Below are 23,575 nucleotides of genomic sequence, written 5' to 3' on the forward strand. Positions count from 1 at the left end.
GGATAGGCGGGCCGCTTGCCTGTCATGGCGACGCGATGCTGACTTCTTCTCATCTCTTTTGCTCCTTCTGCTTTGATCTTTCTCCTTTCTTTATCGGCATTCTGATGGGAATCAAACACTATCTTAGAGTGTGTCAGCCTCCCATCGTCTCCATGATCTTCGCGCATGCGTTTTCGCACCAATGGTGCTCAAACCAATTATTAGTATGTGTTGCAGAAAAAGTTCTTTGAACTTTTTCTGCAACACATACTAATAAGGGCGCAGGCGCGCAAGCGCCTGCCAGTGAGTCAGCAGCAAGATCCCGATGGTGATGGGAATCAAATACTTTGTTAGAGTGTGTCAGCCTCCCATCGTCTCCATGATCTTCGCGCATGCGTTTTCGCACCAATGGTGCTCAAACCAATTATTAGTATGTGTTGCAGAAAAAGTTCTTTGAACTTTTTCTGCAACACATACTAATAAGGGCGCAGGCGCGCAAGCGCCTGCCAGCCAGGGAGCAGCAAGATCCCGCTGGTAGTGGGAGGCTGACACACTCTTAGAGAGTGGTCCCGCTCCACAAGTGATAAATAAGTTATGCGCTGCTGAACCGTATTCATAGATTTACTGAACCATTTGATACTTTAAGGCATGGTTCAAAATGAGCTCAGATCAATGTGACAACTTTGAACAATCCACATTGTGAAAAATAAATCCTGAGATGGCCTCCTGAGCGGCTTCAGGATTTATTTTGGGGTGATTCCATCGTTCACAACTGTCACATCCGTTTGAACCTTGCCTAAGTATATCATTTATAGGCATGAGATTAGAAGCCATGGCCCTTCTGTGGTACTTGCAGCGAATTTGTGCTCACCGCTGATAGATGGCGACAAGCAAAAGCGATAATTTGTAGCGCGCTTCATCCTGACCTGCGGAGCGAAAGACTGACTTATCACGTCAAGAGATTAGCGGGGCACGAGTATGAGCAGATGAAGGTGCACATGTATCGCGCCTCTAGCCACATAGAGCCAGTTCACTTTACCCGTTGCGTTGTTTCCCAGGGCAACTTTTGCCAGCGATTAACTTCAGCAAAACCAAAACCGGCATCCACCACAGTTCCTTTGAAGCCTGCAGGAACTTCTATGAAATAGCTTGCCAGCTGGCGTGGGAAGACGCCAAGACAAAATACCCAGGGATCACCTGCGGATTCGGCAATGATACGCCAGGTCTGGTTATCCTGCCACTCATCCGTGAGATAGGCACCAATCTCAGTAAAATTGCGTGCGAGCACCTGCAAGATTTGCCAGATCGTGCGTCCTACCTGGGCCGAAAAGAGAACTTCCGTAGAGCCTGGTGGGAGTTGCTCGGTATCAATCAAGAGATTAAAGCCAACCCAGGTAGGGAGGTCTTTGAGGCTGGGAACGGCTGCCTCCCCATACAGTGAGATCTCAATACCCACACATTCCAAGCCAGCGGTATCGGGAGGGGTAAGCCTGACCGGAGCGGCATAGATATCCCCAAAGCTGTCATCATCGGAGGTCGGCCATGTAATCTCAGTAATCCATTCCAGGACCTGCTGATTAGTACAGCCAAGTTGAATCAGAGCCTCGCGATAGCGGTATAAAATGTCTGGAAAGGTTACCTGCGTACAGGTAGCATATGTTTGTATTTGTGCTTGTGCCATAGCTTTTCTCTTCTATTTGCTCGCTCAGATAAATCCTTCGAGCTCTCCTTTCGGATCACGCATCATAAGTTCTGTGACGGCCTGGTGTGGATTAAGATCCTCAAAGAGGACCAGGCTGAGCTGTTTTGCAATCGGCATTTCGACCTGATACCGTGCGGCCAATTGCAAAGCGGCCTGTGTTGTTGTCACGCCTTCAGCAACACTGCGCGTACTTTGTAGGATCGTTGAGAGGCTTTCACCACCAGCCAGACGTTGTCCCAACTGCTGGTTACGACTGAGTGAACTGGCGCAACTCGCCACCAGATCACCCATCCCGGCCAGACCAGAAAAGGTGAGAGCATGCGCGCCAGCCGCCACACCCAGGCGCGAGATCTCTACCAATCCTCGTGTAATGATAGCAGCCTTGGCATTCTCTCCATAACCAAGACCATCATTCACACCCGCCCCAATAGCGATAATATTTTTAAGTGCTCCGCCTAATTCTACCCCAATCACGTCATGCGATGTATAGACACGGAAAGTGTTCCCCGTCAAAATCATACGGGCCTGATCGGCAATATCTAGCTGTTCAGAGGCGACCACGGCCGCCGTTGGTTTGCCCTCGGCAACTTCACGTGACAGATTAGGGCCACTGAGGGCCGCGATCCGCCCCCGGGACCGGGGAAGTTCCGCAGCAACAATCTCCGTCATGCGCTGCAGAGTATTCAATTCAATGCCTTTACTGGCGCTGACAAGGATCGTTTGAGGTGAAATATAAGGAGCCAGCAGGCGGAGATTGTCGCGCAATTTCTGCGAAGGAGTCACCAACAAGACTAAATCTTTCTGCTGGACCGCCTCGGCGATGTTCGCGGTGACCTGTATGGCGTCTGGGAATGGAAAATGTGGCAAGAACAAGCTATTCTCACGTTGCTGTTGCATCTGTTGTGCTCGTGCTGGCTGGTGATCCCATAATGTAGTGGGAATGCCCTTTCTGGCAAGCAATAATGCAAGGGTTGTACCCCAGGCACCACTACCAATCACCCCAACTGATACCATCACATACTCTCCCTCTATCTAATACAAAGCTACTTAACAGCCTGGCTGATGCTGGTCAGAACATCGTCATTGTAACATAGATGAGCATGAGATGGACGCGGTGCGATGAGATCGCTTGACACGCGCCCATTGGGAATTATAGCTCACACATCGGATCAGGGAAGAGCAAGTTCCAACGTTTGTCCGCTGCGCAGCGTGCCCTCACCAGCGGCAACTTTCAGGTTTGGCTGGCTTTACTTTAACGAGAAAAGAAGCAGATAGGATGCAACATGTTACATCCTATCTGCTTCTTTGCTATTTCTGCTCAGCCATGCTTTTGTGTGTTTTTTCGGGGGTAGCTTCCTCTGAGTAGACGGAGGGTTTTAGGATGCCAATATAGGGCAGATTGCGATAGAGTTGAGCATAGTCGAGACCATAGCCAACGACGAATTTGTCAGGAATGGTGAAGCCATAGTAATCGATCGGCACATCTTTAATACGCAGGCGCTCTTTGTTAAGTAGTGAGCAGACCTTCAGGCTAAGGGGATTGCGCCGCTTGAGCAAGTCGATCAAGTAGTGAAGGGTGAGACCACTATCGATGATGTCTTCGATGATCAGGACATGTTTCTGGTCAATCGGCCCTTCCAGATCTTTGATGATACGTACAATACCGCTGGATTGTGTACTGTTCCCATAACTGGCAACCGCCATATAATCGAGTTCCAGCGGCAACTCGATAGCACGAGCCAGGTCGGCAATAAAGGGGACGGCCCCTTTCAGGGTACCAAGGAGGAGAAGATGATCTCCGGCATAATCGCGGGTAATTTGTTTTCCCAGATCGGCAATCTTCTCCTGGAGTTGCTCTTCTGAAAGAAGAATTTCTTCTATATCCTGATGCATGTTTTCCTCTGCTACTATAATTGGGACTGCATAGACAGACGCACAATCTGCTGTGTTTCACTGGTCAGGCGCACATGATGAGCTGGATAGACTCCTCCCAACCAAATACACTGTGTTTCCGAAAAGAATAGTGGAAGCTGCTCCCGCGTTTCACGTGGAACATGCCGGTCAATGAAAATCTCTTTGATTTTCTTAACCTGACGCATGCCCAGCGGCTGTATCCTATCCCCGGCACGGCGAGTGCGCACCAGCAAGGTGCCGGAGATAAGCATGGCGGCATCTATATAGATGACATATGGCGTCACGGGCAAGATACGCCATACTTCGGACCAATCCTGACGCTGCAAAGCCGGACGTACCTGTTGCAGGCTGGCTTCTGGCAACCATTCAGCTGTCGCCAACCAGGGCGTACCCGGGACCACAACCTGACCAGGAATCGAGAGCACAACCTCTGCAGGAGAAGTCGTAATCTCAGCGCTCTCCACTTGCTTTGAAATATGTTTGAAGACCAGTATATCACCCTGGCGTAGTACATGGAGTTGTTGTGGTAAGTGTAATGTCAAGGGCTCACGCGTAGCTGGACGCTGCTGCAGTTGCTCTAACAGGCTATAGTGGCGCACTTCCAGGGGGGATTGTCCATCACATAATTGTGAGGTAACACGGCGGAGCAGATGGCGTTGAATGCTCTGGGAGAGCGTGCGCAGCACGGGAATATTAACCTGTATATTATCCGCTTGCTCTGCCAGGATGACCGTAGGCCAGGCGCTGTCTATCTGGGTCTGAATCCAGGCCAGATCAATCTGCATGGTTTCAGCGTTGCGCAGGAGGGTCTCGCGAAAGCCAGGATTGATGCTTTCCAGGGTCGGCAGGATCTCATGGCGGATACGATTGCGCAGATAGCGCGTATCGCTATTGCTGGCATCCTCCTGGGGATGCAAGGCATGTTGGAGACAATAGGCCAGAGTGTCGGCGCGCCCGATGCTGAGCAAGGGGCGAATAATATCGTGCTGCTTCGGCTGAAGTCCAACCATGCTGGCGATACCGCCCCCTCGTAGCCAGTGCAGCACGAGTGTCTCGGCCTGATCATCGCGATGATGGGCGACCGCAATCGGCTGTCCTTGCGCAACCTCACGCAAGAAATGATAGCGGGCCTGACGTGCCGCATCCTCCAACGAGCGGTGCTCACGCTGTGCCAGAGCCGCAACGTCCAGCATCGCAAGCGTGATAGGAATATCCCAGGCTTGCGCCAGTTGCGCTACGGCATGGGCATCCTGCTCACTGGCAAGGCCACGTAGTTGATGGTTGAGATGAGCAATGTGGAGCTGCACCTGTGGATAGCGTTTACCGGGGCCACAGAGTTGCTTAAGCACATGTAACAGGCAAAGCGAATCCGCTCCACCAGAGACGGCCACCACCACAGTGCCCTCAGTCGGTAACAATGAATACTCATCAATAGTTGCAGCGATGATCTCCAACATATTTGCGCTTCACCCCTTTGATATGATACGATTAGATCAATTATAACATTCATGTCGTTGGTAGTTCGCTAGCGTGTTGTGCAGGGGTATAGAGACTAATATGGCTATTCGGAAAATTATAACAACAGAAAATCCAATTCTACGGCAGAAAGCAAAGAAGATACATCGCTTCGATCCATCGTTACAAAAACTGGTAGATGATATGTTTGAGACGATGCGGGAAGCAAATGGAGTAGGATTGGCAGCCCCACAAATCGCGCAATCAATTCGTGTTTTCGTGGCAGAATATGATGATCGAAAAGTTGCCGTATTTAATCCTGAGATTGTCAAAGCCGAAGGTGAAGAACTGGGACAAGAAGGCTGCTTGAGCATACCAGGATACGTAGGCGAAAATATTCGACGCGCTACCAAAGTGGTAGTCAAGGGGCAGGATGTACGCGGAAAAGCCATCCGTGTCAATGCCGAAGGTTGGTTCGCACGCATTCTCCAGCATGAGATTGATCATCTGGATGGGATTTTATTCATTGATCGCCTGGACAATCCCCAGGATCTGCTTGAGCTGAGAGAAGAAGACTACGACGAGCAAGAATCCGTCCTGGCTGACTAACTCTTAATTTGAAAAAAGGCCCCTCCCGCGCTTATTGGGAAGGGCCTTTTTTATGGACTAAATTGCAAGGCTACAATTTTTGTTGTTTACGTAACATGAATATGTGTTGATGACCAAGATTCTGCTCGCAAGAAGGACAGACATAAAAACCTTCCTCACGATAATGGAGTTCACTGACACGGAAGTAATGGTAGCAGATACCACAACGGCTGGCATCCGTCTGGCTGGCGATTTGCCGATCCTGCTCAAAGAGGTCACGCAGGGACTGCACCATATGCTCAAAGTCGAATGCTCCAGAAGACGTAGTGCGCTCAATACCCAGCGTACCCAGGGATGGCAGTGCACCAGTACTATGCTCCGCACGCATCTCGCGGCGGTTGTTAGCCGAAGAGCCGTTGCCCATAGCCCCAGAATCAGATCTCGATGTATAGTTATTGCTCAAAGCAAAAATCTCCCAACACAATTGCACAGGATAGCATTTCAATCATTATAACCTCCTGAAATGAGAGAATCAAGCGCGCCTGGCAATAGTCAGGGCTATTTAATTTTCCCTTTTCCCGCCTGCGGCGGGAAACGGAAGAGAGAAGCGAGGACTGTCATGCCCCGACATGCCTGCCATCGCGCTCCGATCAGGGTCTGCCGCCCCTAACAACTCCCGCTTTTTTCCGAAAATTAAATAGCCCTGGGCAATAGTTAGATAGATATAAGATGGATAGGGGAAACATGGGAAGAGGCAGGATGCTACCATAGGAGAACATTAGGGCGACCAAAATAAGAGGTGGTCGCTGCTCAACAGCCTCGCTTTTTCCCCCCAAAGCGAAGCACGGCATATCATCCGCTAATCAGGTCAATCTGATCTCGCCAGATAATAAAACTGACCCACCTTAAAAAACAGGATCATACTTGCGCATATGGCAATTTATGGCGCCATAACAGCTGGCGCGCCATATCTTTTGTTAGAAAAGTTTTTTCTGCATAGACATAACTACATTACTGAATATCGCTCTCACCAAGGACTCGATCCAATGTTTCGCGCTTGATACGATAAACCTGCCGTGAATGGACATGCGGCAAGACCACTGCTTCCAACACCCCTTGTTTGACCCAGCGACGCACCGTTGCGTCATCAACCCGGAGAATGCGAGCTACCTCGGATACTGTTAATAGATTGTTACTCATGGCTCCTCCTACCTTGTATTTGATTGTCGCCACGCCAGAACGTGGAAAAAGATGTATGAGATTCTTCATACAAGAACATTGTATCAATATTGTATAATATTGATGAAGACTTGTAAAGTGGTATAAAAAAGGATTTTGAAAGAATTTTTACATTGATATGACTTTTTTTATGTGCATACTACTGAAGGGGGTGTACCTCAAAAAAAAGATTCAGGCTATGCGACACTTAAATGTGAAATTTATAGCCTTTAATATGGTTCGCTATGGTTTTCTACACTAAAAATCGTGTGGTCTATCATTTCACGACACCTACTGTATAAAGACTATAATCCAAGTTGGGGATCTCTTTCACCAGGACAGAGTGGTATTAGCTTCAACAGATTATTTTTCTTCAGCAAACAGCTTCGCATGAATCTTCCAGCCTTTGGCACTCTTTTCTTTCTTATGTTGTGTAGAAAATGTGCCTTGGAATATTTTCTACACAACATAAGAAAGAAAAGAGTTCGGGCGCTTCAGCGCCCTGTCGCAAGATGAGAAGGGACTGTTGTGGATGAATCGTCCTTTTGGAGGATGACAATTTCCTCAACAATCCGCTACACTTCTCAGCAAGCAGACAAATAGATGTCAGCAGAGGGGGATGCAGAATTGATAGTCATGTACGACGCTGCTGTACGTTCGTACGGTCCTCAGCTAAAGAGGATGCGTTGATTGGAAATAACACAGCCTATGACAGAAAGGATCTCCTTATGCAAAAGCGAGAACATGTCCCTACGCGGTGGTTGGAGTCTTCAGATGGTATCCTGGTTCGTGAGGTACTGGCTGGCAATCAAGTCGCCTTTGAAGCCCTCGTTGAGCGCTATCATACCATGCTGTATCGCTTTATTTATCATCACCTGGGCGAGTATGATCAGGCTTGTGATGTATTGCAACAGGTATTTTTGAAGCTGTATATCGCACTCCCGAATCTACCGACCGGCGAGCAATTAAAGCCGTGGCTATTTCGCGTCGCACAGAATTGTTGTCGCGATGAGCTACGCAAACGCCGCCGTCGCCGTGTAACGCTGTTTTCAGCGATGGAATGGCAGGCCGAGGAAGAGGAGATGCCGCCACTGGCAACGATTCCGGATACGAAACCGTTGCCAGAAGAGATAGCGGAGTATCACGATCTTCAGCATACTTTACAGCAGGCTATTCAGGCGCTACCCACAAAATTCCGTTCGGTCGTGCTGCTCCGCTATCTCTATCAATGCAGTTTCTCTGAGATTGGTCAGGTGCTGGAGATGCCAATGACGACGGCAAAAACATATTATTATCGTGCCTGTACCAAGCTCCGAGCCTCACTACAATCGCGCTAAGGATGAGAAAGGAAGGATGGAAGCTTGATGGAAACGGCTCCAGGACCACATAATTTTCCCCAGAGACAAGCATCCAAACGGGCCGAAGTGATTGTGCGAACCGAAGGCTTAACAAAACGCTTTGATACCTTTACGGCAGTCGATCAACTGGCACTTGAAGTGTATCATGGAGACGTCTATGGGCTGTTGGGGCCAAATGGATCAGGCAAAACGACTACGCTACGGATGCTGCTCGGACTGATCCATCCCACAGCGGGCAAGGTCACGCTCCTGGGACATCCTATGGATGATTCTAAGCAGCGCTATCAGGCCCTGAGCCATGTAGGTGCGATCATAGAGCAGCCTGTATTCTATCCTTTTCTGACGGGACGTGAGAACCTGTATGGCATCGCAGCCTTTGGCAGCCAGCCGCAGTCTGAAGCGCTAGAGGAACGCATTGAAGAGATGTTGGAACTGGTAGACCTTGCTACCCGTGCCAGGGATCTCTATAGTAAATACTCGCTTGGCATGCGCCAGCGCCTGGCCCTGGCCGCTACCTTACTCCATTATCCCCAGTTAATTATTTTGGATGAGCCAACCAATGGATTAGATCCCGCCGGAGTGGTAGATATTCGCGAATTGATTGGGCAGCTTGCGCGGCAAGGGATTACAGTTATTCTATCCAGCCATCAACTACATGAAATTCAACAGGTCTGCTCACGCGTTGCGATCATCAAGCGCGGCCATTTACTGGTCCAGGGAAAAGTACAGGATCTCCTCTCCGAGCAGCCAGCCATTATTTTTAGCTTTCCTGATCCTCATATGCTCCAACAGGCAGAATTGTTATTGCATACTCTGCATCCTGGAACATGGCCCTGGCTGAATGATTCAAGAATCATAACTGCCGAACACGAGCAAAGCTGGGTACCTCCTGGCGGACAAATGTTACTTGTCGAGGCAACCATGGAGCATGCCGCCGAACTAAATGCATTCTTTGGGATGAAAGGGTTATACGCCACCGAGATTCGTCGCCACGAAACCAGCCTCGAACAATACTTCCTGGACCTGACCACAAGCCCCAATCCTCCTTAGCTCTGCCGATAACCTACATTACATGTAGCGGGCATAGCTGCTACGGTCAGAATGGAAGTTATCTGGAAGGCCCAGGAAGCGCGCCACAATGTTCTCTTTTGCCAGGATTTTTCGCAGGGCCGCAAGGTCACTGCTGCCATCCTTTGGAACCGGAATAATCAGGAGGCAGGGGGCGATATGGCGAATACCCATCGTACGCAGAGTTGCATTCTGATAGAGCCGTTGCGCCGTTTCTTCGTTGCTGACCTCAAGAAAACTTACATAGGAAACAGTCACCTCTTGATACAGCTTCTGCCACTCCTGGAGCGTATAGAGGACATTCTGTGGAATCTCTTTCATGCAATATTTTTGTAATACGCCCAGGACGTCCTCTTCAAACTTCAATCCCTGCTGTATAGCCTGAAAAACGGATGCCTGGGTGATGAGCAATGTACTGGCCTGATCAATCTGTTTTATCTGGGTAAATGGGAGGATATGATAGAGCGTGGGCATATCAGGTTGCAGGAGCAGGATCTCATAGTTGGGCTGGATGATCAGCAATTTTTGCTCGGACTCAGTTTTGGTCACACCATCGAAATGAAAGACCTGATCAGCCAGTTCAGTCAAACGAAAGAGACAGGCATCAAGGCTTGGATTTGTGTCATCGCTAGTCCGGGGATATCCCAGTTCGACGAAACCCATTTCGTGCAGGGACGAGAAGAACATATTCAGCACATAGGAGCTATTGATGGCGAGCCACTCCTGAAATTGCTCGTCAGGTGTCTGCTCGCGCTCCTTTTTATTAGATTTGGAACGGGCACTGGATTTCCCCTGTTGCCCATAACTATAGTAGGCATAGGGATAATACGGTTGCTCCTGGATATGCTGCGTTATGGTATTGAGGGCGGGATATTCCTCCCACATGCCGCGCAACAATGCAGAGATGCTGTACCATGCTCCAATAGTGCATTTTTCGAGGCTATTGATCAGCAACTGACGAAAATTGATCTTATACTTCTCATAAAGGTAGCTGAGGCTATTGTAGCGATGCTCAACGATAAAGATAACCGTGTCGCCCCAATTCTTGTTGGTCCATTCTTTCAGCAACAGGGTGCTCTGCTCAACCAAACTTGCCTGCTGCCATTGCTTTAACGCTGGGCCTGGGAGAAAGGTTGGCTTGTCATCTCCAGTTTGCATGAGACCCACATACAGGATATCCATTTGTGCCAACAATTCATAGAGCATATCGGCATAGCTATCTGACTGATCGTAGAGACTAGAGCGTTCCTTTCCTTTGAGTAGAGGACGCAGCTTTTTCACGATGCGCTTGGGAATCAACCCTTGCTGGGTTGGTTCAATCTTCATCTGATAGACCGCATTCACCATGACCGCCAGGTCATAGAGCAGCGGCGTTGCGGTATGCATCACAACTTGTGGAACAACTTCAGTTACTTCGAGCATAATATCCTCAGCCATTTACAGTATCAGCTATAGCAGCAGTATCAAAATCCCGGGTCATCCAAAAAAGTGATAGTCATCATCGTCGTCGTCATCGTCGTCGTCATCATAGTCCTCAACATCGCGCATGAGCATCGCTTTTACACTGAGGGAAACCCCTAACTTTTCTAACGCATCCCGAAAAGTCGGGAGATTCATCTGTTCGGGATCAGAGAATTGGATTGTAAAAAGGTTCGGCGCAAGAGAGCGCACATTTAAACTGCGCAATGTCTCGTCGGCGGCTAATTGCTGTCCGAGAGCATCGTTATCCACTTCAATGAGCAGGACTGGCGATAGATAAGCCACCTTACAATGTTTGGCCCAATCTTGCAGACTATAGAGCACGTTTTGTGGGAGCTCTTTCTGGCTGACCTTTTGGAGGACGGACAGGACATCCTTCTCGAAACGCAGCCCTTTTTTGAGTGCGTTTGCCAACGAGTCCTGCGTAAGCACAAATGTACTAACCTGATCGATCTGTTTAAGCTGGGCAAACGGAAGCACACGATAGAGCGTTGGCAGGTGCAGTTCCAATAGCAGCATTTCGTAGTTGGGCTGGACAATCACGACAGGTTTGACATCTTCCGGCTCGATAGCTTTATCAATAGCCAGGATTGCCTTGCCATCTTCAGTGAGACGGAAAACGCAGGCAAGCACGTCTATATGTTGCCGATCCAGGCGTTTCCCATGATAGCCAGGCTCTACCAGCCCTGTTTCATACAGGGTAGTGAAAAACATGTTCGCGATAACTGGAGTATTGTGTTCTACCCATGTCTCATAATTTCTTCGCCCCAAACTAATTGGCCGGGTAACCTCTGTCTCCAACTCGACAAAATCCGCCGGAGAATTTGTCCGCTCGGCTGTATGGTAGACAATCCCGATCCGTCGAATAAAATCTTCCAAACGATACCAGGTGTTTTCATGGCATTGACGTAACTGTTCCAGGACAAGCGGGCGGAGCTCAGAGCCAGACATATCATAGAAAAAAAAGGTTGCTCGGCCAGACTCAACGGGAAGGATAGCCGTATCCTTCCAATTGCTATACCGCGCCCAGGCGCTCAACAGGAACTGCGCCTGCTTGATAGAATTCATGCGTTGCCACGTTTCCATGCCAACTCCAGGAGCAAGATAGAGCTTCTTTTTCTCATCCGTTGGGTCGGGGTCTATATAGGTAAGGATACCGCTATTGTTAAGAACATCCAAAATCAATGCCAGATAGGCATCCATTTCCTTTTCAGTACGCAGGACGTTGCCTTTCAGTAATGGCAATAATTTTTTACTGATGCGTTTGGGTATTTTTCCCTCTACAGTTGGCTCCAGCGTCGATTGATACACTGTATTGATAACAGTAACAATATCATACAACAGAGAACGCGTAGCTGGCAGGTATGTTTCTGGCGTCGTGTTATTCTCTTTAAGCATACGAAAGTCCTTCTACATTTCACGGTACAATGCTATACCTCGGCAGGATATTGCTCCAGAAAGCGGATCACTTCACGGGTTAGTTGGCTGGGTGTCGAGGCACCAGCCGTCACAGCGACACGCTTCTTGCCTTTGAGCCAGGTTGGATCAAGCTGTGAGAGATCCTCAATCCGCACGGCAGGTACGCCTGCTAATTCTTCTGACACCTGGACCAGACGGTTGGTATTGTTACTGCGTGGATCGCCCACTACCACAGTCAGATCCGCCCCCTGTGCCTGGGCCGCGACAGCCTCCTGACGCGTCTGAGTGGCGGCACAGATATCCACATGCACCTCAGCCTGAGGATAGCGATCCTTGATATACCGGATGACGCGTCGGGTATCCCATTGTGAGAGGGTGGTCTGGGTCGAGACGGCGATCTTTTCCTGCTGTGCAGGTGTTAGAGCCAGAGCATCAACATCGGCCTCAACCTCAACCAGACTGACATGGCCGGGAATCTCGCCCATCACGCCTTCCGGCTCAGGATGTCCTTTTTTGCCCACATAGAGAATATAATAGCCTTTGCCGACCAAATCTTTAACCAGATCGTGCGTCTTGGTCACGTCGGGACAGGTGGCATCAATACACGTCAGACCGCGATCAATGGCGCGTTGTTTGACTTCGGGCGAGACACCATGGGCGGTAAAAATAACTGTTCCCGTCTGTACCTGCTCCAGAATCTCCGCACGATTAGGACCATCGAGCGTCTCTACGCCCATGGTGGTCAACTCATCAATAGCATGGCGATTATGAATAATTTGCCCGATAATATAGATAGGACGTGGCAGGCTGGTATCTTTGGCGGCTTTACGCGCAATAGTCAACGCATCAACAACACCATAACAATATCCACGGGGTGAAATTTTGATTACTTCCATTATTTTCTTCTATTTTCTTCCCAAAGGAATGATGGGTTTCACTTTAGAACAGCCCTCATCCATCTCGATGAGGACCATTTCAATCTCTTTATTATACACTGGTGTCTACTGATGTCGCGACTACCAAAAAGTGGGTAGTGGATGAAAAAGAAAGGCTAACAGGCCTTTAATTCTGCTTTATAAAGTATGCGATGCAGATCATTGGGAGTATAGAGGCAGACAGCGGGCAGCAGACCGGCCAGTTCTTCCACAGAAGTAGAGGGGGCAAGATCAAAGATCAGCAAAGGGGTGCGTCTCCCTTCACATCCTTTCGCAATGCTGGCTGCAGTAAGTTGAGGAACGTGCGTATTGCCACCTTCAAGCATAGCGATGGCAGGCATATAGATGAGTAATTGCACATGCGGGAGAAGATAGTGTACCCTGGCTGAAGTCTCTTCTTGATACACATATTTCATACGTGCCTGCCGAAGTAGCTTCAAATAGGGAAGGCGTAGCTCTTCAGGCCCAATTAATAATGCTGACCGACCTTGTAATCCACCAAGGCATGCATCCGCGATAGACACCACATCTGGCGCTAGGTCTTGCATTGACGATTCTCCTCTACCGTAGATAAATGACTATTGCCTTGCTTTACTGTTATTTATACATACTATAGCAAATCGAAACCAGTTGACATCAGGTGCATCCTGTATTTTCTTCTACGGTGTGACACGGTTCTGGGTTAGAATTTTCCTTGAGAAACAAGCAGTGCTATTGTTCGTTTCAGGCAAGCAGGCATTGTATAACGCACGCCTTGCTTTGTTGAGATTCCTGTGCTAATCTCTAGCACGGAAACCTCAGGTGACCATAATTCCATTCTATTAGCAGCAAGGATAAACAATTATGCCCTATGAAATGGGTGAATATTACAAGCAGGTTGATGACTACGATCTGGAATATCAGAGTCAGTCTGAACAAGATCTGCCTTTCTGGCGCGAATTGGTAGTTCGCTATATGCCAGAGCATGTATTAGAATTGGCGTGCGGAAGTGGGAGAATAGGACTGGAACTGCTCCACAGTCCCGGCTCATTCATACTTGAAGGATTGGACATCGAAGAAGGTATGCTCAAGGCGTATCGACGTAAGCTGGAAAGCGAGCCTGAGGCTGTACAACAGCGCGTACTCCTGCATCAGGGCGATATGAGTCAGTTTGAACTGGCGAATAAGGGCAAATTCGACCTCATCATTCTGCCCTTCAACTCGATCTGCCACCTCTACGAGATCGAGCAACAGCTAGAAACCTTCCGTGCCGTCTATGAGCATCTTGCTCCCGGGGGACGCTTTGTCGTTGACACCTTCGTACCCGACATTGATTATCTCAGCGATGCCCTCAATCGCCCCTCCACCGTCTATCTGGAAGATGAAATCGAAGCGCCTGATGGAGAATTTACGATGCTGCTCTATACAACGCGTAAATATGACGCATTTGAGCAGACGCAACATATCACCTGGACGCATGAAAAGTTCTTTGAGAACGGAGAAAATGAACGCTATCTTTCCAGGCTCGATATGCATCTCTTTTTCCCACGTGAACTCCAGATGCTCTTCATTGCCACCGGCTTTCGCGTGGATGCTCTCTATGGCGACTATCACTGGAACCCCTTCGGAAAAGGCACACGCCAGATCGTCATCGGCAGCAAACCTGCCTGACGCCCTCTCACCATATACATCTCAGCGTCAACTGCCCGATGTTTTCTCTCTCAAGCTTTGAGAGAGAAAACATCGGGCAGTTGACGCTCTCCCTCTTCAAGTGCTAAAATAAAACCTAGTGAATTGGTCGGATTAATTTGTTGTTCTATCAGGCGAAGTGCTGAGAATGGAGAAACCATGATGTTGCGTGTATCTACAAAAGGCGAGTATGGCGTACGAATCATGGTGGACCTTGCCCGTCACTATGGCAGTCGCCCTCGTTCTTTGACAGATATTTCTCAGACTGAGACACTCCCATTGGCCTATCTCGAACAACTGGTGAAATTATTACGAGAAGCCAATCCCCCCCTTGTAATGAGCACACGCGGCGCGCATGGCGGCTATAAGCTGAGCCGTGATCCTGCGGAGATTACAATGGGGGAAGTGGTGCGTGTTCTAGAGGGCCCAATCGCTCCCATGATTTGTGCGACTGAAGGCGAGATGACGCAGGTTTGCAACTTTCTGGACGCTTGTAAGACGCGATATCTGTGGACGAAGGTGCGGGACGCAGTCGCTCAGACGCTCGATTCTATGACATTGGCTGAATTAGCGACCGTGTCACAGCAAGAAAGTAGCGCCGCAGCACAATTTATCGCTCTCTCTGATATACATGTGGGTGCAGGTTCGCAAGAACTCTGTCTGCCTGCTAAGGATGGCGAAACGAAAGTTCGTCCCTTATAAATAAGGAAGGTGTTTTAGAATAAATGGCATCTGAACTTGTAATTAAAAATTTACATGCCAATATAGAAGGCAAGCCGATTTTGCGTGGCGTTAACCTTACCGTACGTCAGGGTGAGATACACGCATTGATGGGTCCCAATGGCTCCGGTAAGAGCACATTGTCAAATGTAATTATGGGTAATCCCAAATACGAAGTGACAGAGGGGGAAGTCTGGTTTAAAGGTGAGAACATCCTGGAATATTCGCCAGACCGCCGTGCACGCATGCGCCTCTTCCTGGCCTTCCAGTATCCAATGTCGATTCCGGGTGTGAGTGTAGCGAATTTCTTACGCCGCTCCCTGGAAGCGGTCCGTGAGGGCAACAAGCCAGTCGAAGAGGGCGAGAATCCTACCGGCAAAATGGGCAAACGCAAAACGGTTCCCCCCGGTGAGTTCCGCAAACTGCTGCAGGCTAAAATGAAGTTGCTGCGTGTCGATAATAGCTTTATCAACCGCTCAATTAATGATGGTTTCTCTGGTGGTGAGAAGAAGCGCGCCGAGATCTTACAGATGGCGCTGCTTGAGCCAGAAATTGCCCTGATGGACGAGACCGACTCCGGTCTGGATATCGATGCCCTGCGTATCGTATCCGAGAGCGTCAATGCCTTGACCGGCCCCGACCTGGGTATCTTGCTGATCACCCACTACCAGCGCATGTTGAACTATATCAAACCTGATTATGTCCATGTGATGTTTAATGGCCGAATCGTGAAATCCGGTGGTCGAGAACTGGCCCTCGAACTTGAAGAGAAGGGCTATGAATGGCTGCGCCCAACTGATGACGAAGTGAATGAGGTGACTGTTGATGCTTAATACTTTGGCTCCAGGGTTTTCCCGTGCGGCGATTGAAACGTTGTCGCGCTACAAGGGGGAGCCTGAGTGGATGCTACAGTTGCGTCTACAGGCCTGGGAAACCTATGAAAATACCGCGGCACCTCTTGGCCGCCGTGGTGATCTTGGTACACAGAGAACACTGGCAAGCTTTGATTTTCAGACGTTGAATGCATTTGCTCCTGCTGAGAAGGATGCGGATCTGCCAGAGGCTGTACAGCAGTCATTGCAGGCTTCGCTGGTCAATGAGCGCTCTGGCTTGATCGTACAGCTCAACTCGACCGTGGTACACACGGAGTTAAGCGATGAGCTGAAGCAGCAGGGAGTTATCCTGACCGATCTGGATACGGCGGTGCGCGAGCATGCCGACCTGGTCAAAGAATACTTTATGACCCGCTGTATCCCGGTGGCATCCAGCAAGTACACGGCGTTACATGCCGCCTTCTGGAGCGGTGGTTTCTTCCTTTACATTCCAAAGGGTGTAGAGATTGAAAAACCGTTGCTGGCACAGGTCTGGGTAAATGAGCCTCAGGCAGCAGCCTTCTCGCACGCCCTGGTGATCGCGGAAGAGCAGAGTAGCGTACGCTTCGTACAGGAATATAACTCGACCGTAGCCGGTGAGGAGCCATCCTTGCTGAGCGATGTGGTTGAGATTTTTGCCAGACGTGAGGCACGCGTTGAGTTCAGCAATCTGCAGGATCTGGGACAGAACATCTGGAACATTACTGATAAGAACGCTGTTTTTGACAATGATGCCAGCGTGACATTTGTCCTGGCGGATCTGGGTAGTAAGCTGACCCTGGAAACAGTTGGCGCGGGCTTGCAGGGTAATGGCGTGGCCGGTGAACTGGTTGGCGTCTTCTTTGCAGACCACGATCAGCGCTTCATGATCAAGACGTTGTCCGATCATGTGGGCCTCTCTACCAATGCTGAGACACTGGTCAAGGGCGTACTGACCGATCAATCCCGCGTTGAGTTTGATGGCATGATTCGTATTCGTCCGAAGGCGCAACAGACGGCCTCTTTCTTATCCGCTCATGGTTTGCTTCTCAGCAAACAGTGCCGTGGTGAGTTTATCCCGGGTCTGGAGATCGCTGCGAATGAGGTGAGCGCCAGTCACGGCGCAACCAGCGGCCAGATCGATGAGGAGCAACTGTTCTATCTGATGGTCCGTGGTATCGCACGGGCAGAGGCAGAACGGATCATCGTGCAGGGTTTCTTTGAGCCAGTGCTGCAACGCATTCCCGTCGAAAACCTGCGTATCCGCTTACGCCGTAGCATAATTAGCCGCATGAGTGGGGCTCAGGAGAGCGAGGCCGATACCTGGGTCGATGCTCAGGAGCGCTGGGAGATCGAAGGTGTTGATGAGCACGCTGTCAGCCTGAATGGTAACCCCAACGACGATGAGATCAAACTCGCGGAATACTAATTCATACGTTAGCATTGAATGTATGCTTGTTTGAGGGCGACCATACGCTGGCGCTGTTAGCAATCACGCCGGGCAGAACCTGTTCAAGGGCGATCAGCCTCTGGTCGCCCGCCCCTTATGGTTGCTGATATCTCCACATCTTTGCTTTTGCGCGCCCTCTTCGCCAGCAGTCAAGAAGGGTCGCACATCTATGGTTACATCTACATCAAATTCCCTCGCGGGCCGCACCATTGCCGAGATCCGCAAAGACTTTCCTATCCTTGAGCGCACAGTTCACGGCAACAAGCCTTTTATATTTTTGGATAGTGCCGCCAGTTCCCAAAAGCCAATTCCTGTCCTGGAGGCCATGGACCACTATTATCGCTACTCCCATGCCAATGTCCATCGCGGCGTTTATGAGGTCAGCGAAGAGGCCACCGCGGCCCTGGAAAAGGCACGTGTGAAGATTGCCCGCTTTATCCATGCCCGGCAGAGCAAACAGGTTATCTTTACCCGCAACACCACTGAGGGCATTAATCTTGTCGCCTATAGCTGGGGTAGCGCCAATATTCAGGCCGGTGATCTGATTATTCTCACCGAGATGGAGCATCATAGTAATCTGGTGCCGTGGCAGTTGCTGGCACAGCGCACAGGTGCACGGCTTGAATTCGTACCCGTTACCGATGATGGTCAGTTGCGTCTCGATATCTATACCCAATTGCTGGAACAGCAGCCGAAACTGGTTGCCTTTACACAGATGTCGAATGTGCTGGGCACGATTAATCCCGCAAAGGCGATGATCGCTCAAGCCCACGCCGCTGGCGCGGTAGTCCTGCTGGATGCCGCCCAGAGCGCCCCCCATCTGCCCCTGGATGTGCAAGAATTGGATGCGGATTTTGTTTGCTTCAGCGCGCATAAAATGCTGGGTCCCACTGGCATCGGTATCCTCTATGGCAAAAAGGCGTTACTGGAAGCTATGCCCCCCTTCATGGGTGGCGGCGATATGATCCGTACCGTCAAGTTGCACGAGTCCACCTGGAATGATCTACCCTGGAAGTTTGAGGCAGGCACGCCCGCCATTGCGGAGGCTATCGGCTTTGGCGCAGCCGTGGATTATCTGAACGCCCTGGGTATGGATACCGTGCGGCAGCATGAGCAAGAGATTACCACCTATGCGTTAGAAGCGCTGCAAGCGGTTCCTGGTGTGACGATCTATGGTCCCGAGGCCAGCCTGCGTGGCGGCGTGATCTCCTTTAATGTTCAGGATGTGCATCCACACGATCTCGCCACAATTCTGGATCAAGAAGTCGGCGTCGCGGTACGCGCTGGCCACCATTGTGCTCAACCGTTGATGGATCGCTATGATCTGGCGGCAACGGCACGAGCAAGTTTTTACATCTACACAGTCAAAGAAGAAGTTGATATACTGGTACAAGGATTACAAAAAGCGCAGCAAATCTTTCACTTCTAAGATCCAGTTGCCAATCATATTCATGTAAAAATAGAAACAAAAGGGGGTGGATGCGTATGTCAATGGATTATTATCGCGAATATATCCTGGACCATTACAAAGATCCACGCAATTACGGAACATTAGAATCACCGGATATTCACAGTGAAGATTCCAATCCGCTGTGCGGCGATCAATTGAACATGGACCTGCAGATTGAAGATGGTCATGTGACGGAGGTACGTTTTCAGGGACGTGGCTGTGCGATCAGTCAGGCTTCTGCCTCTATGCTCTCAGAGATGATCGAAGGTAAGACCATCGCGGAGGTTATTGCGCTTGGCAAAGACGATATCCTGGAAGCATTGGGAATACCGATCAGCCCGGCCCGCTCAAAATGCGCCTTTCTCTCGCTCCGTGTGCTCCATCGCGGACTGGCTATTGCCGGTCTGGAGAAGCCCAACGATGAGGACGACGAGGACGAATAGTAGAAGATGATGTCCGAAGAAGCATTAGAGTATTATAAAGCCGCAGAAATCAGCGAACTGCAAGATGGCAAGGTCCATTCCAGGGAAGTTGATGGCGAATTGATCTGTCTGATCAAATTGGATCAGGAGATTGTTGCCTTCACCGACAATTGCACCCATATCAGTGGCCCCCTGAACCAGGGGGAATTTGATGGATGTAGCATCACCTGTCCCTGGCATGGTGCGCGTTTTGATGTGCGCACCGGTAAAGTTCTACGTGGTCCTGCGCGTCAAGATCTCTATACCTATACCGTCAAAGTGGAAGGGGAGACAATTCTTGTTGGACTTCCTCCCGCCTGATAGGCAGAAGGAAGTCCAACAAGAATTGTAATTCTCGGAGACACCCCAAACCCCGGTAATGGGACTAACCGTCCCTTTGCAACCCTTGCAGTTGACAGTTGTGTTCTGTCACCATACAATTTCTCTGATTAATGATTCTCATGCATTGAAAGGATTCCAGATGCAAGGTCGCTCACATCTTCTGGTTGGACTTGCCGCCGGTGTGGTGATAGATAGCCTCTTTCATATCAGTGGACCCGCTTTGACTGGGGCCCATTATGTCTCGCTCAATTTGTTGGTGGATAAAGGGGTGTACTATGCTGCAGTCGCCCTGGGAGCACTTTTGCCGGATATCGATAATGCACGCAGTACGTTAGGGCAAAAGTTGGGTGTGATCAGCAAGGGGATTCAAAGGCTGGCGGGCCATCGGACGTTTTTCCATAGCCTGTTAGGACTGGCCTTTGGCTCAACACTGGCGATTGGCATTGAGCGCGTGGTGAGCTATTTATTAGATCTGCGTGGCTATGCCTTTCCGGCAAATTTTGTTTCCAGTTCCCATGTTTTTTTCTTCGGTGTGTTGTTCGGCTGCATCTTCCATATCGCAGCGGATGCCCTGACACTCGGTGGTGTGCCCTTGCTCTGGCCGTACAAGCAACGCTTTGGTTTTCCGCCCAATTCTCACTGGCGCTTTCGTACCGGGAGTTGGCCGGAGTTCGTGATTGTCTGGATTATTATGTTTCTGGTTGCAGCCGGTATCTACAACTCTATTATAGTGATTTAACTCTATTACTGGTCATGGAACGGTCGGAAACGGCGGTTTTCTGGCGGCTTTAGTGAGTAAGATGATAAAACGTTTTCGCTCTGGCGCATATTTTTCGTTATCAGCACAAAAACGCCTTGCCTGGCTGCTACTGATTGCCCTGGTAGTGGCCTATATGGTTGCAATGTGCGCTGTATCTATTCTGCGCTATACCACGTTCAAAGCAACGGCCTTCGACCTGGGCAATATGGATCAGGCAGCCTGGAATACGTTGCACGGCCACCTGTTCGAGTTTACCAATCATTCTTCTAACTGGTATGGGGCTCCGATTCGTCTGGCGCAACATGTAGAGCCAATCTTTTTTTTGCTCTCCCTATTTTATGTGTTTTTCGCTGATCCACGCACCCTGTTGATCATTCAGACCGTGGTGCTGGCGGCAGGTGCGATCCCGGTGTTTCTGCTGGCCCGGAAATCGTTACCGACGCTCCCATTGCTGGCTCCATTGATGGCGTTAGGATATCTCCTGGCTCCTGCTCTGATCGGTGAAAATATCTTTGATTTTCATGCCCTTACCCTGGTGTCATCATTCTTATTGTATGCCGTATTGGCCCTCACTTATCGCCGTTCTGTCTGGTTTGTCATTTTCTGTATCCTGACAGCCGCCTGCAAGGAAGATATGGGATTGGTGGTCGCGCTGCTGGCCTTGCTAGCCATCTGGAAATATCGTATTCCACGTCTGGGCGCGATTGTCTGCATCTGCGGCATACTCTGGTCAGCGATTGCGTTTGGGATTATTATGCCGCACTTCAATGTCGGCGCACAACAAAATAACTTCTGGTATCGCTATCAGGCACTGGGACCTTCGCCAGTGGCCGCTATCTTCAATGTGCTCACCCACCCCTGGATCATCTTTGGCGTCCTGATCACCCTGGATCGCGTCTGGTATCTTGCCAGCCTCCTCCGTAGCACCGGCTTCATTGCGTTGCTTGCGCCCGAGTGGTTAATTCCTACCTTGCCTTCACTGGCAATCAACCTGCTCACCTCTGAATCATTTCAACATAATGGCATCTTTCACTATCATGCAGCCATCATTCCTTTTGTGGTGATTGCAGCCATTCAGGGTACACGACGCCTCTATCTCTACTGGTATGGCTTGCGCGATGAGGAGACTGAACAAGAACTGTACCGCGAAGATGTAGTTTTGGAACGTACAACCTACGCGCCAGGCAAGCCGATCCCTGGCACAGCCGTAGCAATTACCACTATTTGTAATGCCGCTATCCGTCTCTGGCATGGTATCGCCAAAGGCTGGCGCATGCTGGTCACACGTTTGCATCTCACACACGGCTTGAATGCGGGCCATAAGCGCCGGCTGATACTGCGCAGTCGCATGCAGGATCTGGCACACTGGTTGCCTGCCAGCTGGTTACAGGGCGTGCTGGCAATCTGGTTCGTCTGTATGATCGCGCTCAATCTGGTCGTGATCTGGCCCCAACTCTATAGTTTTTTACCCAACGCTATGCCAGTCGCACGTCAGCAGCATATCCAACAATTGTTAGATATGATCCCTAAAGATGCCGTTGTATCAGCCAGCGGAACGCTCAATCCTCATCTAACCGAGCGGCGTTATGTCACAGTGTTCCCTGAACTGACCGTTTCTACCATGACGCCGGGACAGGCAATACCGGTCCAGTATGTGATCGTGGACCTGAATCAGGTTTCTCCTGAGGATCTTACCTTCTCAGATAACTTCCTGGATATTCTGAACCAGATCCAGCACACAGGAGAATTTCGTCCGCTTGCACAGGCCGATGGAGTTATACTTTTAGTAAGGGCGAAACCATAGCGCAGCGGTAAAAAAGAATGTTATAATTTTGACAAGATCAGCTTCTGCTGTTCATACGTGTTTAAGCGAGCTTGACTACAAATAGATGAGAGGATTGCAGGATGCGCAAGGACCCATCATATCCAGATGAACCGAACCGTGCCCTACCACCAACTGATGTGCTACCACAGCGTAGACGCATGGAGGATTTACCTCCTAAGCCCGCGCCACAACCAATGCCTGCACCAGTAGAATCGGTGTCGGCGGTCGAGAGCGCAGAGACACGCCAGGAAGAGGCCCGGACGGTACGTTATGCTATCGGCAAGCTGAACGATTTTCTTCAGTGGTTTTTGATCGTATTAGAAGTCGCCTTAATCATTCGTTTTTTCCTGAAATTAATCGGAGCACTACAGATAAACCTATTCGTAGGTTTTCTCTACGCGCTCACTGATATTGTACTCTTCCCATTTTCCAACATTGTGAACTCGCTCAAGTTACGCTCCGGTCAAGAATTCGAATGGTCCACCTTGATCGCGATGCTCATCTACTGGTTAATCTTCTGGGCCATACGACGTTTCCTTCGCATCCTTATATCCAGTCCAGATGAAGTCGCCAGTTAAATAATAGAAAACACTCATACCATTCTTGACCTTCACACATTGAAAGATTTTTTTGCACAAAAAGATCTTTCAATGTGTCGGACTCCCATCCCCATCAGGTTCTTACTGTTTGACCTGCGGGCAGGCGCATGCGCGCCTGCGCCCTTTTTAGTGTGTGGTGCTGGAAAGGTGCTACGCACCTTTCCAGCACCACACACTAAAAACTGTTTTGAGCACCGCAGGTGTGAAAGCTCATGCATAGAGATCGTGGAGAGCATGGGAGACTGGTACACTCTTTGAATGTGCCAGTCTCCCTGTATCATCGGGATCTTGCTGGCAGGCGCTTACGCGCCTGCGCCCTTTTTAGTGTGTAGTG

The 23,575-nt window shown here is 49.8% G+C and carries 23 protein-coding genes; 13 read left to right on the forward strand and 10 right to left on the reverse strand.

Annotation, left to right across the window (positions count from 1 at the left end):
* Positions 1-1,009: 1,009 nt before the first annotated feature.
* From F1593_RS03650 to tilS, 4 genes are all read right to left on the reverse strand, one after another.
* The gene (locus F1593_RS03650) at positions 1,010-1,660 is read right to left on the reverse strand and encodes a hypothetical protein (protein WP_149400195.1); all 651 of its coding nucleotides are present in this window, start codon (positions 1,658-1,660) and stop codon (positions 1,010-1,012) included.
* Positions 1,661-1,684: 24 nt separating this feature from the next.
* Positions 1,685-2,695 (reverse strand): NAD(P)H-dependent glycerol-3-phosphate dehydrogenase, encoded by a 1,011-nt coding sequence (locus F1593_RS03655; protein ID WP_149400196.1) that lies wholly within the window; start codon positions 2,693-2,695, stop codon positions 1,685-1,687.
* Positions 2,696-2,989: 294 nt separating this feature from the next.
* Positions 2,990-3,574 (reverse strand): hypoxanthine phosphoribosyltransferase, encoded by a 585-nt coding sequence (gene hpt / locus F1593_RS03660; RefSeq protein ID WP_149400197.1) that lies wholly within the window; start codon positions 3,572-3,574, stop codon positions 2,990-2,992.
* Between the two features lie 14 nt (positions 3,575-3,588).
* Positions 3,589-5,052 (reverse strand): tRNA lysidine(34) synthetase TilS, encoded by a 1,464-nt coding sequence (gene tilS / locus F1593_RS03665; protein ID WP_149400198.1) that lies wholly within the window; start codon positions 5,050-5,052, stop codon positions 3,589-3,591.
* A gap of 100 nt (positions 5,053-5,152) precedes the next feature.
* Between tilS and def the strand changes: the two genes are divergently transcribed.
* Positions 5,153-5,659: a peptide deformylase gene (gene def, locus F1593_RS03670; RefSeq protein ID WP_149400199.1), complete on the forward strand. Its 507-nt coding sequence runs from the start codon at positions 5,153-5,155 to the stop codon at positions 5,657-5,659.
* A gap of 70 nt (positions 5,660-5,729) precedes the next feature.
* On the opposite strand, the gene F1593_RS03675 is transcribed toward def, so the two are convergent.
* A complete protein-coding gene (locus tag F1593_RS03675; protein WP_149400200.1) occupies positions 5,730-6,101 on the reverse strand; it encodes a hypothetical protein in 372 nt (123 codons plus the stop codon).
* A gap of 548 nt (positions 6,102-6,649) precedes the next feature.
* The gene (locus F1593_RS03680) at positions 6,650-6,838 is read right to left on the reverse strand and encodes a helix-turn-helix domain-containing protein (RefSeq protein ID WP_149400201.1); all 189 of its coding nucleotides are present in this window, start codon (positions 6,836-6,838) and stop codon (positions 6,650-6,652) included.
* A gap of 746 nt (positions 6,839-7,584) precedes the next feature.
* On the opposite strand from F1593_RS03680, the gene F1593_RS03685 reads away from it, so the two are divergent.
* Positions 7,585-8,193, forward strand: a complete 609-nt coding sequence (locus F1593_RS03685; protein WP_149400202.1) for an RNA polymerase sigma factor — start codon at positions 7,585-7,587, stop codon at positions 8,191-8,193.
* 27 nt (positions 8,194-8,220) lie between these two features.
* Complete coding sequence (locus F1593_RS03690) at positions 8,221-9,264, forward strand: ABC transporter ATP-binding protein (RefSeq protein WP_149400203.1); 1,044 nt, start codon at positions 8,221-8,223, stop codon at positions 9,262-9,264.
* 18 nt (positions 9,265-9,282) lie between these two features.
* On the opposite strand, the gene F1593_RS03695 is transcribed toward F1593_RS03690, so the two are convergent.
* The 4 genes from F1593_RS03695 to F1593_RS03710 form a co-directional block, all read right to left on the reverse strand.
* Positions 9,283-10,719 carry a helicase-associated domain-containing protein gene (locus F1593_RS03695; RefSeq protein WP_149400204.1) on the reverse strand — a complete coding sequence of 479 codons (1,437 nt, stop codon included), beginning with the start codon at positions 10,717-10,719 and terminating at the stop codon, positions 9,283-9,285.
* 39 nt (positions 10,720-10,758) lie between these two features.
* On the reverse strand, positions 10,759-12,159 hold the full coding sequence (locus F1593_RS03700) for a helicase-associated domain-containing protein (protein WP_149400205.1): 1,401 nt from the start codon (positions 12,157-12,159) through the stop codon (positions 10,759-10,761).
* A gap of 32 nt (positions 12,160-12,191) precedes the next feature.
* Positions 12,192-13,076, reverse strand: a complete 885-nt coding sequence (locus tag F1593_RS03705; protein WP_149400206.1) for a 4-hydroxy-3-methylbut-2-enyl diphosphate reductase — start codon at positions 13,074-13,076, stop codon at positions 12,192-12,194.
* Positions 13,077-13,231: 155 nt separating this feature from the next.
* Entirely contained in the window at positions 13,232-13,663 is a 432-nt protein-coding gene (locus F1593_RS03710; protein WP_149400207.1) for a hypothetical protein, read from the reverse strand.
* Positions 13,664-13,958: 295 nt separating this feature from the next.
* Between F1593_RS03710 and F1593_RS03715 the strand changes: the two genes are divergently transcribed.
* The 10 genes from F1593_RS03715 to F1593_RS03760 all read left to right on the forward strand — a co-directional run bounded on the left by F1593_RS03715 (position 13,959) and on the right by F1593_RS03760 (position 23,220).
* Positions 13,959-14,765: a class I SAM-dependent methyltransferase gene (locus F1593_RS03715; protein ID WP_149400208.1), complete on the forward strand. Its 807-nt coding sequence runs from the start codon at positions 13,959-13,961 to the stop codon at positions 14,763-14,765.
* 177 nt (positions 14,766-14,942) lie between these two features.
* On the forward strand, positions 14,943-15,485 hold the full coding sequence (locus tag F1593_RS03720; RefSeq protein ID WP_371873788.1) for an RrF2 family transcriptional regulator: 543 nt from the start codon (positions 14,943-14,945) through the stop codon (positions 15,483-15,485).
* 23 nt (positions 15,486-15,508) lie between these two features.
* Entirely contained in the window at positions 15,509-16,336 is an 828-nt protein-coding gene (gene sufC, locus F1593_RS03725; protein ID WP_149400209.1) for a Fe-S cluster assembly ATPase SufC, read from the forward strand.
* Positions 16,329-17,783 carry a Fe-S cluster assembly protein SufD gene (gene sufD, locus F1593_RS03730; RefSeq protein ID WP_149400210.1) on the forward strand — a complete coding sequence of 485 codons (1,455 nt, stop codon included), beginning with the start codon at positions 16,329-16,331 and terminating at the stop codon, positions 17,781-17,783. Before sufC ends, sufD begins: the two co-directional genes overlap by 8 nt.
* Positions 17,784-17,973: 190 nt before the next feature.
* Positions 17,974-19,233, forward strand: a complete 1,260-nt coding sequence (locus tag F1593_RS03735; protein ID WP_149400211.1) for a cysteine desulfurase — start codon at positions 17,974-17,976, stop codon at positions 19,231-19,233.
* 56 nt (positions 19,234-19,289) lie between these two features.
* Positions 19,290-19,697, forward strand: a complete 408-nt coding sequence (gene sufU / locus F1593_RS03740; protein ID WP_149400212.1) for a Fe-S cluster assembly sulfur transfer protein SufU — start codon at positions 19,290-19,292, stop codon at positions 19,695-19,697.
* A gap of 6 nt (positions 19,698-19,703) precedes the next feature.
* Positions 19,704-20,036 (forward strand): Rieske (2Fe-2S) protein, encoded by a 333-nt coding sequence (locus F1593_RS03745; RefSeq protein ID WP_149400213.1) that lies wholly within the window; start codon positions 19,704-19,706, stop codon positions 20,034-20,036.
* A 160-nt stretch (positions 20,037-20,196) separates the two neighbouring features.
* Positions 20,197-20,796 carry a metal-dependent hydrolase gene (locus F1593_RS03750; protein WP_172631839.1) on the forward strand — a complete coding sequence of 200 codons (600 nt, stop codon included), beginning with the start codon at positions 20,197-20,199 and terminating at the stop codon, positions 20,794-20,796.
* Positions 20,797-20,857: 61 nt separating this feature from the next.
* Positions 20,858-22,621: a DUF2079 domain-containing protein gene (locus F1593_RS03755; RefSeq protein WP_149400215.1), complete on the forward strand. Its 1,764-nt coding sequence runs from the start codon at positions 20,858-20,860 to the stop codon at positions 22,619-22,621.
* Between the two features lie 101 nt (positions 22,622-22,722).
* Complete coding sequence (locus tag F1593_RS03760; protein WP_149400216.1) at positions 22,723-23,220, forward strand: YggT family protein; 498 nt, start codon at positions 22,723-22,725, stop codon at positions 23,218-23,220.
* Positions 23,221-23,575: the final 355 nt, after the last annotated feature.

The sequence above is a fragment of the Dictyobacter arantiisoli genome, assembly GCF_008326305.1.
Lineage (GTDB): Bacteria > Chloroflexota > Ktedonobacteria > Ktedonobacterales > Ktedonobacteraceae > Dictyobacter > Dictyobacter arantiisoli.

Excerpts from the sequence above, each read along its gene's own strand:
- F1593_RS03745 (WP_149400213.1), top strand. The coding sequence starts at position 19,704 with ATGATGTCCGAAGAAGCATTAGAGTATTATAAAGCCGCAGAAATCAGC.
- F1593_RS03650 (WP_149400195.1), bottom strand. The coding sequence starts at position 1,660 with ATGGCACAAGCACAAATACAAACATATGCTACCTGTACGCAGGTAACC.
- F1593_RS03715 (WP_149400208.1), top strand. The coding sequence starts at position 13,959 with ATGCCCTATGAAATGGGTGAATATTACAAGCAGGTTGATGACTACGAT.
- sufC (WP_149400209.1), top strand. The coding sequence starts at position 15,509 with ATGGCATCTGAACTTGTAATTAAAAATTTACATGCCAATATAGAAGGC.
- hpt (WP_149400197.1), bottom strand. The coding sequence starts at position 3,574 with ATGCATCAGGATATAGAAGAAATTCTTCTTTCAGAAGAGCAACTCCAG.
- F1593_RS03680 (WP_149400201.1), bottom strand. The coding sequence starts at position 6,838 with ATGAGTAACAATCTATTAACAGTATCCGAGGTAGCTCGCATTCTCCGG.
- F1593_RS03685 (WP_149400202.1), top strand. The coding sequence starts at position 7,585 with ATGCAAAAGCGAGAACATGTCCCTACGCGGTGGTTGGAGTCTTCAGAT.
- F1593_RS03700 (WP_149400205.1), bottom strand. The coding sequence starts at position 12,159 with ATGCTTAAAGAGAATAACACGACGCCAGAAACATACCTGCCAGCTACG.
- F1593_RS03705 (WP_149400206.1), bottom strand. The coding sequence starts at position 13,076 with ATGGAAGTAATCAAAATTTCACCCCGTGGATATTGTTATGGTGTTGTT.
- F1593_RS03760 (WP_149400216.1), top strand. The coding sequence starts at position 22,723 with ATGCGCAAGGACCCATCATATCCAGATGAACCGAACCGTGCCCTACCA.
- F1593_RS03755 (WP_149400215.1), top strand. The coding sequence starts at position 20,858 with ATGATAAAACGTTTTCGCTCTGGCGCATATTTTTCGTTATCAGCACAA.
- F1593_RS03735 (WP_149400211.1), top strand. The coding sequence starts at position 17,974 with ATGGTTACATCTACATCAAATTCCCTCGCGGGCCGCACCATTGCCGAG.
- tilS (WP_149400198.1), bottom strand. The coding sequence starts at position 5,052 with ATGTTGGAGATCATCGCTGCAACTATTGATGAGTATTCATTGTTACCG.
- F1593_RS03720 (WP_371873788.1), top strand. The coding sequence starts at position 14,943 with ATGATGTTGCGTGTATCTACAAAAGGCGAGTATGGCGTACGAATCATG.
- def (WP_149400199.1), top strand. The coding sequence starts at position 5,153 with ATGGCTATTCGGAAAATTATAACAACAGAAAATCCAATTCTACGGCAG.
- sufD (WP_149400210.1), top strand. The coding sequence starts at position 16,329 with ATGCTTAATACTTTGGCTCCAGGGTTTTCCCGTGCGGCGATTGAAACG.
- F1593_RS03695 (WP_149400204.1), bottom strand. The coding sequence starts at position 10,719 with ATGGCTGAGGATATTATGCTCGAAGTAACTGAAGTTGTTCCACAAGTT.
- F1593_RS03750 (WP_172631839.1), top strand. The coding sequence starts at position 20,197 with ATGCAAGGTCGCTCACATCTTCTGGTTGGACTTGCCGCCGGTGTGGTG.
- F1593_RS03710 (WP_149400207.1), bottom strand. The coding sequence starts at position 13,663 with ATGCAAGACCTAGCGCCAGATGTGGTGTCTATCGCGGATGCATGCCTT.
- F1593_RS03690 (WP_149400203.1), top strand. The coding sequence starts at position 8,221 with ATGGAAACGGCTCCAGGACCACATAATTTTCCCCAGAGACAAGCATCC.
- F1593_RS03655 (WP_149400196.1), bottom strand. The coding sequence starts at position 2,695 with ATGGTATCAGTTGGGGTGATTGGTAGTGGTGCCTGGGGTACAACCCTT.
- sufU (WP_149400212.1), top strand. The coding sequence starts at position 19,290 with ATGTCAATGGATTATTATCGCGAATATATCCTGGACCATTACAAAGAT.